This window comes from Burkholderia sp. AU27893 (genome assembly GCF_002223205.1).
Taxonomy (GTDB): Bacteria; Pseudomonadota; Gammaproteobacteria; order Burkholderiales; family Burkholderiaceae; genus Burkholderia.
Window position 1 is genome coordinate 2,016,414 of the sequence record NZ_NKFD01000004.1, and the last position, 13,688, is coordinate 2,030,101.

Annotated in this window: 14 protein-coding genes and 1 tRNA gene; 6 read left to right on the top strand and 9 right to left on the bottom strand. The window is 66.7% G+C overall.

The annotated features are described in order from the left end of the window. Positions 1 to 103 precede the first annotated feature (103 nt). From CFB47_RS28865 to CFB47_RS28875, 3 genes are all read right to left on the bottom strand, one after another. Positions 104 to 1,099 carry a LysR family transcriptional regulator gene (locus tag CFB47_RS28865; RefSeq protein ID WP_256946763.1) on the bottom strand — a complete coding sequence of 332 codons (996 nt, stop codon included), beginning with the start codon at positions 1,097 to 1,099 and terminating at the stop codon, positions 104 to 106. A 95-nt stretch (positions 1,100 to 1,194) separates the two neighbouring features. Then, entirely contained in the window at positions 1,195 to 1,614 is a 420-nt protein-coding gene (locus tag CFB47_RS28870; RefSeq protein WP_089443112.1) for an ATP--cob(I)alamin adenosyltransferase, read from the bottom strand. A gap of 125 nt (positions 1,615 to 1,739) precedes the next feature. Beyond that, positions 1,740 to 2,540, bottom strand: coding sequence for a helix-turn-helix domain-containing protein (locus CFB47_RS28875; protein ID WP_089463033.1), 801 nt, complete (start codon positions 2,538 to 2,540; stop codon positions 1,740 to 1,742). 172 nt (positions 2,541 to 2,712) lie between these two features. Between CFB47_RS28875 and CFB47_RS28880 the strand changes: the two genes are divergently transcribed. After that, positions 2,713 to 3,339, top strand: a complete 627-nt coding sequence (locus tag CFB47_RS28880; protein ID WP_047851713.1) for a LysE family translocator — start codon at positions 2,713 to 2,715, stop codon at positions 3,337 to 3,339. Between the two features lie 13 nt (positions 3,340 to 3,352). After that, positions 3,353 to 4,117 carry a bifunctional 2-polyprenyl-6-hydroxyphenol methylase/3-demethylubiquinol 3-O-methyltransferase UbiG gene (locus CFB47_RS28885; protein WP_089463034.1) on the top strand — a complete coding sequence of 255 codons (765 nt, stop codon included), beginning with the start codon at positions 3,353 to 3,355 and terminating at the stop codon, positions 4,115 to 4,117. Positions 4,118 to 4,141: 24 nt separating this feature from the next. Here the strand turns inward: CFB47_RS28885 and CFB47_RS28890 are convergent, their stop codons facing one another. From CFB47_RS28890 to CFB47_RS28905, 4 genes are all read right to left on the bottom strand, one after another. Beyond that, positions 4,142 to 4,831: a DUF2848 domain-containing protein gene (locus CFB47_RS28890; protein WP_089463578.1), complete on the bottom strand. Its 690-nt coding sequence runs from the start codon at positions 4,829 to 4,831 to the stop codon at positions 4,142 to 4,144. Between the two features lie 72 nt (positions 4,832 to 4,903). Beyond that, positions 4,904 to 5,290, bottom strand: coding sequence for a cupin (locus CFB47_RS28895; protein WP_089463035.1), 387 nt, complete (start codon positions 5,288 to 5,290; stop codon positions 4,904 to 4,906). 48 nt (positions 5,291 to 5,338) lie between these two features. After that, on the bottom strand, positions 5,339 to 6,817 hold the full coding sequence (locus tag CFB47_RS28900; protein WP_089463036.1) for a 4-hydroxyphenylacetate 3-hydroxylase family protein: 1,479 nt from the start codon (positions 6,815 to 6,817) through the stop codon (positions 5,339 to 5,341). A 36-nt stretch (positions 6,818 to 6,853) separates the two neighbouring features. Further along, positions 6,854 to 7,402, bottom strand: a complete 549-nt coding sequence (locus tag CFB47_RS28905) for a flavin reductase family protein (RefSeq protein WP_089463037.1) — start codon at positions 7,400 to 7,402, stop codon at positions 6,854 to 6,856. A gap of 255 nt (positions 7,403 to 7,657) precedes the next feature. On the opposite strand from CFB47_RS28905, the gene CFB47_RS28910 reads away from it, so the two are divergent. Further along, positions 7,658 to 8,869, top strand: coding sequence for an IscS subfamily cysteine desulfurase (locus CFB47_RS28910; RefSeq protein ID WP_089463038.1), 1,212 nt, complete (start codon positions 7,658 to 7,660; stop codon positions 8,867 to 8,869). A 58-nt stretch (positions 8,870 to 8,927) separates the two neighbouring features. Here the strand turns inward: CFB47_RS28910 and CFB47_RS28915 are convergent, their stop codons facing one another. Continuing rightward, complete coding sequence (locus CFB47_RS28915) at positions 8,928 to 9,470, bottom strand: MarR family winged helix-turn-helix transcriptional regulator (RefSeq protein ID WP_039349302.1); 543 nt, start codon at positions 9,468 to 9,470, stop codon at positions 8,928 to 8,930. Positions 9,471 to 9,598: 128 nt separating this feature from the next. Between CFB47_RS28915 and CFB47_RS28920 the strand changes: the two genes are divergently transcribed. Beyond that, entirely contained in the window at positions 9,599 to 10,186 is a 588-nt protein-coding gene (locus CFB47_RS28920) for a nuclear transport factor 2 family protein (protein WP_089463039.1), read from the top strand. Positions 10,187 to 10,252: 66 nt separating this feature from the next. Here CFB47_RS28920 and rtcR read toward each other — a convergent pair whose 3' ends face one another. Beyond that, entirely contained in the window at positions 10,253 to 11,869 is a 1,617-nt protein-coding gene (rtcR, locus tag CFB47_RS28925; RefSeq protein ID WP_089463040.1) for an RNA repair transcriptional activator RtcR, read from the bottom strand. 335 nt (positions 11,870 to 12,204) lie between these two features. On the opposite strand from rtcR, the gene CFB47_RS28930 reads away from it, so the two are divergent. After that, positions 12,205 to 12,275: transfer RNA gene (locus tag CFB47_RS28930), tRNA-Cys, on the top strand. Between the two features lie 258 nt (positions 12,276 to 12,533). Further along, positions 12,534 to 13,676: a slipin family protein gene (locus CFB47_RS28935; RefSeq protein ID WP_089463579.1), complete on the top strand. Its 1,143-nt coding sequence runs from the start codon at positions 12,534 to 12,536 to the stop codon at positions 13,674 to 13,676. Positions 13,677 to 13,688: the final 12 nt, after the last annotated feature.

Below are 13,688 nucleotides of genomic sequence, written 5' to 3' on the forward strand. Positions count from 1 at the left end.
AACCCGGCGGGATCATCGATCCGCTTGCGCCATCTCGTCGGTCAAGAGCGCGCACCCACGACGATTGCGAACCGTTGAGCGCGCCTGACCCGACACTTGCCGATCAAGCTGCGGCCATCTGGGCGTCCACCTGATCAACCCTGTCCGCGACGCCCGCCGTCGGCCGCCACACCCGTGCGGTGATCATGCCCGCATGGCCGCTCACCGCCGCCTCGAAACGCTCGACGATCCAGTCGACGAACGCGCGCACGCCGGGCGACACATGCGGCCGCTTCACATAGACGGCCGACACCGCGACCGCATCGGGCCGCCAGCGCGGCAACACTTCCCGCAACCGCCCCGCGTCGATCAGCGGCTGCGCGGCGACGCGCGGCGGCTGGATCAGCCCAAGGCCGTGCACGCCGCACGCCAGATACGCAGGCTCGTCGTCCACGCTGACGATTCCGTCCATCCGCACCTTGCGTACCGCCCTATCGACGAGGAAATCGAGTTCGGCCGTGCGCTGGCCCTGAACGGACGACAGACCAACCGCGCGATGCAAGGCCAGATCGTCGAGCACGCGCGGCACGCCGTGGCGGTCGAGATACGCGGGGCTCGCGCACGTCACCCGCTCGAGCATGCCGAGCCGGCGCGCGACGAGCGACGAGTCGGGCAGTTCGCCGAGCCGGACACTGCAGTCGATCGCATCGCCGACGCGATCGGCCGCGCGCCCGGAGACACCCAGCGTCAGCACCAGATCGGGATGCCGCACATGAAACTCACCGAGCGCCGGCAGCACGATCGCGTCCGCGACCGCCGCCGGCAACTCGACGCGCAGCGGCCCGCTCGGACGCAGCGCCGCGCCGCGAATGCTGGCTTCGAGTTCGTCGACGTCGGCCGTGATGCGCACGCAGCGCCGGTAATACGCGTCGCCTTCGGGCGTCGCCCGCAGCGCGCGCGTCGTACGCACCAGCAACGGCATGCCGAGCGCCGTTTCGAGCTCCTGCACGGTCCGCGTCGCGGTGGCGCGCGAAATGCCGAGCGCCTGCGCCGCACGCGTAAAGCTGTTCATTTCGACGATGCGCGTGAAGATGCGCATCGCGCGGATCGGATTGTCCACCGGACACCCCTGCATGTTGGCCGCATGACGCGGCGCGCTGGCGCGCCGTGCATGCGTATCGAGGAACGCCGCGCCGCCGGCGCGGCAGCGTGGCTTCAGCCGTTCGCCGCCGCGGCGCCGCGCGCCGGTTCGTCGAGCAGTTGCTGCGCCAGTGCGAGCGCGTCGTCGCGGGTGGCTGCCGCGTTCAGCGGATAGCCCCATACCTTCTCGAACGCACCCGAGAATGCGTTGAGCGCCACACGTCGCGCCGCGTCGGGCTCGATCGCGATCATCGCGGGAATCCATTCGCGCGACTGCGCGCGGTTGGCCTTGCTCCACTTCGCGAGCTGCTTGCGCAGTTCGTGATCGTCCCCGCCGCGATCGTCGCCGGACGGCGCATCGTCGGTGAGCAGAACGAACGGTTCGCGACGCGCCAGCAACGCGTCGAGCTCGGCGATCAGACGGACGGGATCGGTGTGCGTCGAACCGGTATAACGCAACCAGACAAACGGGAATTCAGTCGTGACGATTTGCATGTCGGCCTCCAGATGAGAACGATTCTCATTTTATGGATCGAGGCCTGTGGCGTCATTTATCGTCCCGGCCAACCGCTTGCTCAATCCGGCCAATCGCGCAGGCACGAAGGCACGGCCTTCATCGCTCAGCGTTGCCGGTCGGTCAGGAATTGCGTCGGCGACTTGCCGGTCGCCTTGCGGAACATCGTCACGAAGCTGCTCGCGCTCTCGTAGCCGAGATCGATCGCGATCTGGTGCACGCGGCGGCCGGCCGTCAGCATCCGCAGCGACAGCGCGACGTGCAGCCGCCGGCGCCAGTCGCCGAGGCTCATCCCGAGCTCTTTCGCCGCGAGCCGCGTCAGGCTGCGCTCGCTGATGCCCACGCGTCGCGCGAGTTCGGGCAGCGGCGACTTGTCGGCAGGGTCGTCGAGCAGATGGTCGATCAGCTTGCGCAGCCGCCGGTCGGCCGGCATCGGCAGGTACAGATCCTCGACCGGCGCCGCGACGAGTTCGTCGAGCAGCGTCGCGATCAATCGCCCCTGCGGCCCGTCGACGTCGTACAGGTTCGGGAAGCTCGCCGCCTTCAGCAGCAGTTCGCGCAGCAGCGGCGACACCGACAGCGTGCAGCAGCGCACCGGCAGGTCGAGCGCGGCATCGGGTTCGACCAGCACCGCGTAGAACGTCGCGCCGGCCGAGCCGCGCGCCGAGTGCGGGACGTCGCCGGGAATCCACACCATGCATTGCGGCGGCGCGCTCCACACGCCGCCGTCGACCTCGCAGTAGATGACGCCGCTCAGCGTGTAGAGCAGTTGCGCCTGCGGATGGCTGTGCCGCTCCAGTCGCCATTCGGGCTCGACGACCGAGCCGCCGAACACGACGAGCGGACGCGGCACGTGGAAAACTTCGTCATCCGCTGCGGGATCGGTGGTCGGTGGAAGCTCGCGCATGAAACGATGGACGATGGAGGAAGCCGGACGCGCTGCCCGCGCGTCCTTTCGTGCTTATACCAGAAAGGGGCCGGTGGGGCCGTGCGGGTGCCGGGGCTGCGTCTGCAGTCGGGCGACGAAACGAATACAATGCCCCGATCCCCCGTCGCTGCGCCCACCTGCCGGAGCCGCCATGTTCGACCTGACCACGCTGACCACCTTCACGGCCGTCGTCCTGGGCCTGTTCCTGATTCCCGGCCCCGCCGTGTTGCTCGTGCTGAGCCGCACCGTGCAGGGTGGCCGCAGGACCGGCATCCTGACCGGCCTCGGCGTCGCCAGCGGCGATTTCGTGCATACGCTGTTCGCGGCCGTCGGCCTGTCGGCGCTGCTGATGACGTCGGCGCTCGCGTTCAACGTCGTGAAGGTGGTCGGCGCCGCGTACCTGATCTACCTCGGCGTGCGCGCGCTGATCGAGAAGCCGTCCGATCCGTCGCTGCCGAGCGTATCGCCGGTCACGCCGCTCAAGGCGTACCTGCAGGCGATTCCCGCCGAAGTGCTGAATCCGAAGACCGCGCTGTTCTTCCTCGCGTTCATGCCGCAGTTCGTGCATCCGGAACGCGGCTCGACGTTCGTGCAGTTCGCGGTGCTCGGGCTGATCTTCGTCGTGCTCAGCTCGCTCTACACGACGCTGATCGCGTGCTCCATCCGCCCGCTCGGCCGCATCGTGAAGCGGCTCACGTGGCTCACGCGCTGGCAGGGGAAGATCATCGGCTCGATCTTCATCGCGCTCGGGCTGCGCGTGGCGGTGCAGCAGCGCTGACACGCGCGACCGCATGACGTCTGCCGCCGCGCCCGCCGGCGAAACCCTCTACACCGACCCGCGCCTCGTCGCGCTCTACGACCTGTTCAACGCGGGCGACCAGGATTTCGCGTTCTACGCGTCCGTGATCGGTGCCGCGCGGCAACGCATCCTCGATCTCGGCTGCGGCACCGGCACGTTCGCGCGCCGGCTCGCGGCAGCCGGGCACGACGTCGTCGCGATCGATCCCGCGCCGGCGATGATCGAATACGCCCGACGCCAGCCCGGCGCCGCCACCGTGCGCTGGCTTGCATGCGGGCTCGACAGCCTGCCGCCCGACGCACCACCGTTCGATGCGGTCGTGATGACCGGGCATGCGTTCCAGTGCCTGCTGACCGACACCGAAATCGACGCGACGCTGCGCGCCGTGCGGAGCGTACTCGCCGACGGCGGCCGCTTCCTGTTCGACACGCGCAATCCGCGCATCCAGCCGTGGCGTGCATGGACGCCGGAGCATTCGGCACGCAGCGTCGAGTCACGCGAGGCAGGCATCGTCGATCTTCATCATGCGGTGCGCTCGGTGGACGGTGCGATCGTGACGTTCGACACGCACTACCGCTTCCGCCGCGACGGCACGGTGCTGACGAACACGAGCCGGCTGCGTTTCATCGCGCAGCCCGACCTGCTGGCACGCGTGATCGCAGCCGGATTCTCGTCGGCCGACTGGTACGGCGACTGGCAGCACGCGCCGTTCGACGAAGCGACCAGCGCGGAGATCATCGCGATCTGCCGCGCGTGAGTGCTTGCGCGCGCCGCTACCGCGTCAGCCCGCCACGGGCAGCGTGTCCACCGCATACGCATGCCGCAATGTGCGCCCCAGCACCGGATCTTCCAGCTCGATCTCGAACCGCTCGGCCGGCCGAATGCCGCCGATCGCCGCAAGCGTGCCGCACAACATCGCGGTGCCGTCGATGAAGCGGCCGTCATGACGCGCGAACTGCGCGAGCAGGTCGTCCGGCGCACGCATCGCAGTCACGTTGCCCTCCTGGTACAACACGCGCTCGCCGTCGATCGTTGCATACGCACGCAGCACGAGCTGATCCCAGTGCCCGGCCACGTCGTCGAACTTCCACAGCGTGTTCGCGCACGGCTTGCCGCACATCTGCTTCGACACGGTGATCCCGTAGGTCTCGACCTCGCGGTCGGTATGGTCGGACGCGATGCCCACGAACGTCTCGCCGCCGTCGCGCACCAGCACGAATTCCGCTTCGCCGCTGCTCTGCCCGCCCGATACCTGGATCGCGGGCGACGGATCGAGACGATCGGCCGCGACGCGGTAGAACACGGGTGTCGTCGCCGGGCGCTTGACGCCTAGTGCTTCCAGCTCGCGAATGTGCTGCTCCATGGCGACCGCGTCGCGGCCGGTCCAGCCCGCGATCACGAGCGTGTCGATCGCGATCGCGCGCTCGGTGCAGCCGTCGCGACCGTCGATCGCGAACGTGATGGTTTTCATCGAATGCTCCTCGTGGCGGGCAGCGCACGCGCTGCGTGCTGCCACCTGCCGTGTGTCCTTGATCGGCCGTGCTTACGCCGGGTCGTAGTAGTGGATCTCCAGCAGCACGCAGCCGCCGTTCGACTTGAACGGGCCGTGCCATGCACCGGGCGGACGCACCGCGTACGTATAGCCCTTGAACGGCGTACCGCCGTTGCCGTGCTCGTCGTTGCCGACGGTCAGGTCGCCCTCGACGAGAAACACCTCTTCCCAGTAGTCATGCACGAACGGCTTCTTCGTGTGCAGCCCGGCCGGCAGGCGCAGCAGGCGCGTGCGGCTGCCGCGCTTGCGCTGGGTGTCGAGCGCGCCGGACAGGATCAGCTCCTGCGCGCCGGACGCCGGGTCATAGCCGTCCGGCAGCCGCCAGTCGCGCTGCATGTCCAGCGTATGGAATTCGTCGTGAAGCTTGTTGATGGCCATCTGTCTCTCCTGTGGCGATAGCGGGTGGGTCGGACGCACGGCGACGCATCAGGCGGCGCGCGGTGTAGACAGTTCCTGGTTCAGCCAATAGCTGCCGAGCATCGAATCGACGAGATGCGACGCGCGCTGCCAGTCGTACGTGCGATACGCGTGCCCCTTCGTGACGAACGACGCGCCGGCATAGAACAGCTCGTACTGGTTGTGGCGCGATGCGAATTCGGAGCCGACCGCATCCCACGCGAGCTTGAAGAACTTCACGCGGTCCTCGGACGAACACACGGGCGACTTCTGCGTTTTCTCGATGATGCGCAGCAGGTCGGGGTTCTCGAAGTCGCGCACGCTGGACGGCAGCATGATCATGCCGCCGCCGGCGAGCTCGCGCAGCGTGTTGAGCACCTTCGAATAGAGCTGCTGCGTGACGACCTGCGAGCCGTACAGCATGGTGCGATCGGGCACGTAGAAACCGTTGACGACGGTGCCCTTCGCTTCCATCCCGTAGACCCACGCCTCGACCATCGACGCTTCGGCCGCGAGCTGGCCCAGCGTTTCACGCACCTGCGGGAACGTATTCGTGCCGTTGACCTCGGAAATCTTCAACCCGAGCCCGACGAGGAAGCGCAGCTTCGTCATCAGCCGCACCTGGCATTGGTAGTTCTGGTACACGTGCGCGGGCGTCGCGTGAAACTGCTTCGCGCACATCGCCGTGTTGCCGGCGACGAAGATCCGTTCCCACGGCACCTTCACGTCGTCGAAATACAGCACCGCGTCGTTCTCGTCGAAGCGGCTCGACAGCGGGTTGTCGAATACCGACGTCGCGTTCTCCTCGTACGACTTGCGCGACAGGATCTTCATGCCCTTCGCGTTCATCGGCACCGCGAACGACAACGCGTACATCTCGTCGCCTTCGCGCAGCGGCTGGATGCAGCTGCAGAACACCTCGTTCGCCATGATCCCGCTCGTCGCGAGCATCTTCGCGCCGCGCACCGTGATGCCTTCGGCATCCTGATCGACGATGCCGACCGCGAGGTACTTGTCCTCCTGCTCGTGTGCGGACTTCGACTGGTTCGCCTGCGGATTCACGATCACGTAGGTCAGGAACAGGTCGTTGTCGCGTGCATAGCGGTAGTAGTCGCGCAGCGCGCCCGCGCGCGCCGGATCGTATTGCTCGAACACGTCGGCGCCCATGAACATGCCGGAGAGACAGGATGCGACGTGGTCCGGCGAACGCCCCATGAAGCCGTAATGCAGCTCCGACCACGCTTCCAGCGCGGCACGGCGCTCGACGAGTTCGTCATAAGACGTCGGCAGTTGCCAGATCCGGCTGACGCGGTGGCCCGAGTCGGGCGAGACGAACGTCATCTTCTCGACGTTCTCGTCGCGCGCCTGGTAGTCATACAGGCTCGCGTAGCTGCGGATCGAATTGCGGAATGCCGCATGCGCGGTCACGTCGCCGACCGGCTGGCCATTCAGGTAGACCTGCCGCCCGTCGCGTAGCGACGCGATGTGCTGAGTCCCGTTCTTGATCATGGTGTCCTCCAGGGTGGAATGAAGCGTGGGTTGCATTCAGGCAGACGGCGCGTGCATGCCGTCGAGCGTGCGGTAGCGGCCGCCGAAAAAAATCAGCGGGCGCCCTTCCGAACGCGCGCAGTGCCGCGTCACGCGGCCGACGAAGATCACGTGATCGCCGCCGTCGTACTGCGCATAGGGTTCGCATTCGAATGTCGCGAGCGCATCGGGCAGCAGCACCGCGCCATCGTCATCGGCCGCGTCCGCACGCCAGCCCCACTTGTCGCCGTTCGCTTTCGCGAAGCAGTTCGACAGGTGCTGCTGCGTCTCGTCGAGCACGTTGACCGCATAGCCGCCTGCGCCGGCCAGGTCGCCGAGGCTCAGGCTGCGACGGTCGACCGAGAACAGGATCAGCGGCGGATCCAGCGACACCGAATTGAACGACGCGACCGTGATGCCGATCGGCATCCCTTCCTTGCGCGGGGCGGTAATCACCGCGACGCCCGTCGCGAACATCGACAGCGCCGCGCGAAAGCGCCGCTGCTCGTCAGCGTCCGCGCTGGTTCCGGCATGGTTCTCGCTCATCTCGTCCTCCTTGGGTTGCATCGCCGGATTCCGCAGTGGAATCCGGCTCAACAAAGCATCATGATTTAGCTTTGTTATTTAGCTTTTATTAAATGTAAACACAAAGGCGGGTTCAAGCTGTCGTAAACCCTGAACTTGAAAGCTTTGTTTGAAAGACGACCCTACTGATGGGATGGATGTTGCGCGGCGTCCGGGAATGTCCACGTACACTGCGGCTACCCGATTCCCCGGTGCTTTCCGGCACCGCGGGAGACACCGCTTTCCGGAGCCGCATCGATGCAATCCCGTCCGATCTACATGGACTACAGCGCGACGACGCCCGTCGATCCGCGCGTGGTCGACAAAATGGTGCCGTTCCTGCACGAGCAGTTCGGCAACCCGGCGTCACGCAGCCACAGTTACGGCTGGGAAGCGGAGCAGGCCGTCGAGGAAGCGCGCGCGCACGTCGCCGCACTGCTCGGCGCCGACCCGCGCGAAATCGTGTGGACGTCCGGCGCGACCGAGGGCAACAACCTCGCGATCAAGGGTGCGGCGCACTTCTACCAGGGCAAGGGCAAGCACCTCGTCACGGTGAAGACCGAGCACAAGGCCGTACTCGATACGTGTCGCGAACTCGAACGCCAGGGCTTCGACGTCACGTACCTCGACGTGCGGGAAGACGGCCTGCTCGATCTCGATGCCGTGCAGCAGGCGCTGCGCGCCGACACGATCCTGGTGTCGGTGATGCTCGCGAACAATGAAACGGGCGTGATCCAGCCGGTGGCCGAGATCGGCGCGCTGTGCCGTGCGCGCGGCATCGTGTTCCATTGCGACGCGGTGCAGGCGGCGGGCAAGATTCCGGTCGACGTGAATGCGCTGAACGTCGACCTGCTGACGGTGACCGCACACAAGGTCTACGGCCCGAAGGGAATCGGCGCGCTGTATGTACGCCGCAAGCCGCGCGTGCGGATCGAAGCGCAGATGCACGGCGGCGGCCATGAGCGCGGGATGCGCTCGGGCACGCTGCCGACGCACCAGATCGTCGGGATGGGCGAGGCGTTCCGGCTCGCGAAGGAAGAGATGGCAGAAGAAAGCCGCCGCGTCGGCGCCTTGCGCGACCGGCTGCTGGCCGGCCTGTCGACGCTCGACGAGGTTTACGTGAACGGCGACCTCACCCGCCGGATTCCGCACAACCTGAACGTCAGCTTCAATTTCGTCGAAGGCGAATCGCTGATCATGGGAATCAAGGGTGTCGCGGTGTCGTCAGGCTCCGCATGTACATCGGCATCGCTGGAGCCGTCGTACGTGCTGCGCGCACTGGGCCGCAGCGACGAACTCGCGCACAGCTCGATCCGCTTCACGCTCGGCCGCTTCACGACCGAAGCCGAAGTCGACAGCGTGATCGCGCAGGTGCGCAACACGGTCGGCAAGCTGCGTGAGCTGAGCCCGCTGTGGGACATGCATCTCGATGGGGTCGACCTGAATACGATCGAGTGGGCCGCGCACTGAGCACGGCCGATGCGTCAGGCCGGCCGGCGATCGCGGGCGATCCCGCAGCCGGTACGCGTCAGCCTTTTTCCTGGCGCGCGATCAGGTGGGCGAGATCGAGCGTCGCGCGGTCGCCATTGGTGACGAGGCGGTCGATCACCGAGCAGAGCGCCTTGAATTCGGTCTTCGTCACGCCCTCGAACAGCACGTTGTTGATGCGCTGCTGCGTTTCGGCGAACGCCTTCAGCAGCTTCGCGCCGGCCGGCGTGACCGTGAGCCGCATCTTGCGCTTGTCGTCGGGGTCCGAGCGTTTGTCGATCAGGCCGAGCTTCTTCAGCTTGCCGGTCTCGATCGTGACGAATGCGCCGCTCAGGTGCAGGTGATCGGCGAGACGGTTGACGGTCACGACATCGTCGTGCGACAGATGCGAAACCGAGACGAGCAGCGAATACTGGATGCCGGTGAGGCCGATCAACGAGCCGAAGCCGTCGCGCACCGACAGCAGGCGGGCCGCGAACGGCAGCAGCCCGTTGATCAGATGGCGAAATTCCGTGTCCGTGCCGTCGATCAGGCAGGCCGGGTTGGTAATGGTCAGAACGGACTCCTCTTGCTGCTTGGCCATGACTTCGACGCTCCGTACGGTCATGCGAATTTAGCTTTGAAACGAAATTATACGGCAAAGGCACCTACGCCCTGGGCTCGGCCCGGCCGGCGCCTATGCCCCGATTTCCCGACACAGGAGGCTCGTCCATGCCCTTTCCGCTTCATCCCGCCTCGGTTCGCGCGCTGCTCGAATGCTATCTGCGCGCGAAGGACCTGAACCGTCCCGCGCTGATCGCCGACTGCTTCGCGGCCGATGCCGAGCTGAGCTTTTCGCTCGCGAACGACGATATCGATTTTCCACCGCGCGTAACGGGTGCGGCTGCGATTGCGCGCACGCTGGTCGAGGAATTCGGCGAGCGGTTCGAACGGTGCCGGACCTATTACGTCTGCGCGGCACCCGAAGTCGACCCGCACGGCGTCAGCGGGATGTCGTGGCTCGTCGTGATGCGCCAGAAGGACAACGGCGCGTTGCGGATCGGGCATGGCACGTACCGCTGGCAGTTCGCGGGCAACGGCGAAAGCGAACACGCCGCGCGGATTGCCGCGCTGCATATTCATATCGAACGGATGGATACGATCGACGATCCGCAGTCGGTGAAACTCGATGCGCTGCACGCGGCGTTCGGGTATCCGTGGCTGCCGGCACACGCATTCGCGCGCGGGCTGGCGGATGTGGCGGCTGCGCAGCCGGAGTGGGCATTCCTGGCGCCGTTTCACGAGGCAGCGGCGGTGTAACCTTTCCGATCGATGACCGCGTGCCGTGCACTCCGGCTGCACGCGGCGCCCGCGCCGCCGGACGCGTCATGCCCCGTCGAGCGCCTGCCGCACCCCGTCCCAATCCAGCCCGAATCGCGCGAGATACTTGCGCAGCCGGTCCGCATCGTTCGGCTGCTTCTTGCTCTGCCGCGACACCGCGAACAGCGTGCGTCCGGCTTCCGACAAGCTTGCCGACACACGGCACACGTCGAGCACGCGTTCGAGCTGCGCACGATCGAACAGGTCGAGTTCCGCCGCACGCGCGCCGAACACTGTGTCGACGCATGCATCGGACGCACCCGCGCCGCCCCGCGACGACCACGTGCGCGTCAGCCGTTCGACTTCCTGCTCGGCGAGCGCTTCGGTAATCCGCCCCGCATCGGCCAGCGTCGCCATCCGCGTGACCGACGCGGACAACTCGCGGAAGTTGCCGGCCCACGCCGCGCGTGGCGACGCAGCGAACGCGAGATAACGCCGCTTCGCCTCGACGTTGAACCGCACCTGCTCGCCCTGCTCGCGGCCGAAGCGGTCGAGTTCGAATTCGAGGTTCGGCTCGATGTCCTCGCGCCGCTCGGCCAGCCCCGGCAATTCGTATGTCCACAGGTTGATCCGCGCGTAGAGATCCTCGCGGAACGTGCCGGCCGCCACCATCTGCCGCAGGTCGCGGTGCGTGCCCGCGATCAGCTCGAAATCGCTGGTCACCTCGACGTCCGCGCCGACCGGCAGGAACCGCTTCTCCTCGATCGCCTTCAGCAGCATCGCCTGTTCGTCGAGCCCGAGTTCGCCGATCTCGTCGAGAAACAGCAGGCCGCTGTCCGCCGCGCGCAGCAGCCCGGCCCGCGCCGACTGCGCGCCCGTGAACGCGCCCTTCACGTGACCGAACAGCGTCGACATCGCCGCGTCGCCGCGCAGCGTCGCGCAGTTGATCTCGATGAACGGGCCCGCGAGCCGATGACGGCCGCGCTTCAGCTCGTACACGCGCTTCGCGAGAAACGACTTGCCGGCGCCCGTCGGCCCGACCAGCAGCATCGGTGCGCGCGAACGCACGGCCACGCGCTCCAGTTGCTCGATCAGCGCGTTGAAGCGCGCGTTGCGCGTCGCAATGCCAGCCTTCAGGAACGACACCGTTTCGTCGCGCTCGCGCGTGAAGCGCTGCGCGATGCGGTTGTAACGCGACAGGTCGAGATCGATCACCGACATCGTGCCGGGCCCGCTCGGTCCTTCGTCGGTCTTTTGCGGCGGCGCCGTCTGCGCGAGACGCGCGGGCAGGTAGCGCGCCTCCGCCAGCAGGAACCAGCAGATCTGCGCGACGTGCGTGCCGGTCGTGATGTGGATCAGGTAGTCCTCGCGGTCGAGATCGAACGGGTAGGCGCGCGCGAAATCGTGCAGCGTGGCGTAGACCTCCTCGAAATCCCACGGATCGCAAATCTCCATCGGGATCAGCCGCACGTCGGTGTGCGGCGACACGCGTTCGAGATCCTGCTTCACGCGGTCCGCGAGCCGCGCGTAGTTTGGCGCGTGCAGCAATTCGAGCCGGTCGATCGGCGTGTCGCGCTGCTCGCACAGCGAAATCGTCGGCCGCCAGTTGCGCCAGCGGCGCTGCGAGCCGCCGCCCTGGTCGAGCACGGTACCGAGAAAACCGATCGCAACAGTCTTTCGCATGTTTATCTCATGGGATAAGAAGCGATCCGATTGTATCGAATATTCCAGATCGAGCCACCATCGGGTATTCAGGCCTCACCTGCCAATAAAAATAATTTCCCCTTTTACTTCAATAGCTTGAGATTTTTATCGAGCACCGAGTCACCCGCTGGCACGCTCCTCGCTAAAGATAAAGCGCCGGATGTCCCGCTGGCCCACGAGTCAGGGTTCACCAAGCCCTGCTGGTGCGCCGCCGCCGAACCTGGTTCGTCGCGGCAGCGCATGTCGCCATGGGCAGACGAAGGCAAACGGGCGCGCAAGGCGCTTCGCCCGGGTTCGAATCCCGGGGCGCCCTCCGTTCGGAAGCTCATAGGTAGAGCAGCCGGCGCAAGCCGGTGTGTAGCGGGTTCGAATCCCGCTCGAACACTGTCCGCAAGGACAGTCTCTTGATGAAAGCAGTACCCGCCGGTGCGGGCCGCGAGGCCCGCCGCGCGTCGGACCGGTTGCGGTTCCGCGCGATCGGCCGGACGGCCGCACGGCCCGCGCGAACGCGCACGACGACGCGATGCAGGATGCGTCGCCGTGCACGTCGACGCCGGGCCAGCGCGCCGCCCGCCCGGTTGCGTCGCCCCGCGATCCGCACGATGCGTGTTACCCGGCGGTCAATGAAGAAAAGGACAAGAATATGTGGATGCGACATGTTGTGAAAAAGAACGAACGCGCGCTGCTGATGAACGAGGGCGATTTCGTGAAGGTGCTGGAACCGGGCGTGTTCAAGGCCTTCGATCCGTTCAAGCGCCTGTCGGTGCAGACCGCGCGTCTCGACGCGCCGCTCGCCGACGCGGCCCTGGCCGATTACCTGCGTCACGACGCGCCGGACGTGCTCGCGCAGCACTTCGTCGCGATGGATCTCGCCGACGATGAAGCGGGCCTGCGCTACGAAGACGACGTGCTCGTCGAGATCCTGGCGCCGGGCACGCGCCGGCTGTACTGGCGCGGCCTGACCGCGCACCGTCTCGAGCGCGTCGATCTCGCGCAGGACAGCCTGCTGCCGGCCACGCTCGTGAAGCGCATCGCGCAACCGGCGCTGCGTGCGCGCGGCGTGGCGGGCCTGACGGGCGTGCTGCTGGCGCAGGTGCCGGCGTACCACGTCGGCGTGCTGAAGATCGACGGCAAGATCGAGCGGTTGCTGGACGCGGGCGTCGCGGCGTTCTGGCGCTTCAACCGCGACGTCGCGGTCGAGCTGGTCGACCTGCGTTTGCAGGCAATCGAAGTCGGCGGACAGGAAATCCTGACGCGCGACAAGGTCGCGCTGCGGCTGAACCTGTCGGCGACGTGGTGCTATGCGGACGTGCTGCATGCGTTCGGCCAGTTGCAGAAGCCGGTCGAGCACCTGTATCGCGAGCTGCAGTTCGCGCTGCGATCGGCCGTCGGCACGCGCTCGCTCGACGAGCTGCTGGAAGACAAGCAGTCGATCGACGACGTCGTGATCGCGCAGGTGCGTGCCCGTCTCGAGCATTCGGGCGTGGACGTGCGCAGCGTCGGCGTGAAGGATATCGTGCTGCCGGGCGACATGAAGACGATCCTCGCGCAGGTGGTCGAGGCGGAGAAATCCGCGCAGGCGAACGTGATTCGCCGCCGCGAGGAAACGGCGGCCACGCGCTCGCTGTTGAACACCGCGAAGGTGATGGAAGAGAACCCGACCGCGCTGCGGCTCAAGGAGCTGGAAACGCTCGAGCGCGTCGCGGAACGGATCGACCGCATCTCGGTGTTCGGCGGTCTCGACCAGGTGCTGAACGGACTCGTCAGCATCAAGGGCGCGTCATGAATGACCGGGCAC

What these genes read in the sequence shown, in the direction of transcription:
- CFB47_RS28870 (WP_089443112.1), bottom strand. Translation starts at nt 1,614, where the DNA reads ATGCAAATCGTCACGACTGAATTCCCGTTTGTCTGGTTGCGTTATACC.
- CFB47_RS28875 (WP_089463033.1), bottom strand. Translation starts at nt 2,540, where the DNA reads ATGCGCGAGCTTCCACCGACCACCGATCCCGCAGCGGATGACGAAGTT.
- CFB47_RS28880 (WP_047851713.1), top strand. Translation starts at nt 2,713, where the DNA reads ATGTTCGACCTGACCACGCTGACCACCTTCACGGCCGTCGTCCTGGGC.
- CFB47_RS28885 (WP_089463034.1), top strand. Translation starts at nt 3,353, where the DNA reads ATGACGTCTGCCGCCGCGCCCGCCGGCGAAACCCTCTACACCGACCCG.
- CFB47_RS28890 (WP_089463578.1), bottom strand. Translation starts at nt 4,831, where the DNA reads ATGAAAACCATCACGTTCGCGATCGACGGTCGCGACGGCTGCACCGAG.
- CFB47_RS28895 (WP_089463035.1), bottom strand. Translation starts at nt 5,290, where the DNA reads ATGGCCATCAACAAGCTTCACGACGAATTCCATACGCTGGACATGCAG.
- CFB47_RS28900 (WP_089463036.1), bottom strand. Translation starts at nt 6,817, where the DNA reads ATGATCAAGAACGGGACTCAGCACATCGCGTCGCTACGCGACGGGCGG.
- CFB47_RS28905 (WP_089463037.1), bottom strand. Translation starts at nt 7,402, where the DNA reads ATGCAACCCAAGGAGGACGAGATGAGCGAGAACCATGCCGGAACCAGC.
- CFB47_RS28910 (WP_089463038.1), top strand. Translation starts at nt 7,658, where the DNA reads ATGCAATCCCGTCCGATCTACATGGACTACAGCGCGACGACGCCCGTC.
- CFB47_RS28915 (WP_039349302.1), bottom strand. Translation starts at nt 9,470, where the DNA reads ATGGCCAAGCAGCAAGAGGAGTCCGTTCTGACCATTACCAACCCGGCC.
- CFB47_RS28920 (WP_089463039.1), top strand. Translation starts at nt 9,599, where the DNA reads ATGCCCTTTCCGCTTCATCCCGCCTCGGTTCGCGCGCTGCTCGAATGC.
- rtcR (WP_089463040.1), bottom strand. Translation starts at nt 11,869, where the DNA reads ATGCGAAAGACTGTTGCGATCGGTTTTCTCGGTACCGTGCTCGACCAG.
- CFB47_RS28935 (WP_089463579.1), top strand. Translation starts at nt 12,534, where the DNA reads ATGTGGATGCGACATGTTGTGAAAAAGAACGAACGCGCGCTGCTGATG.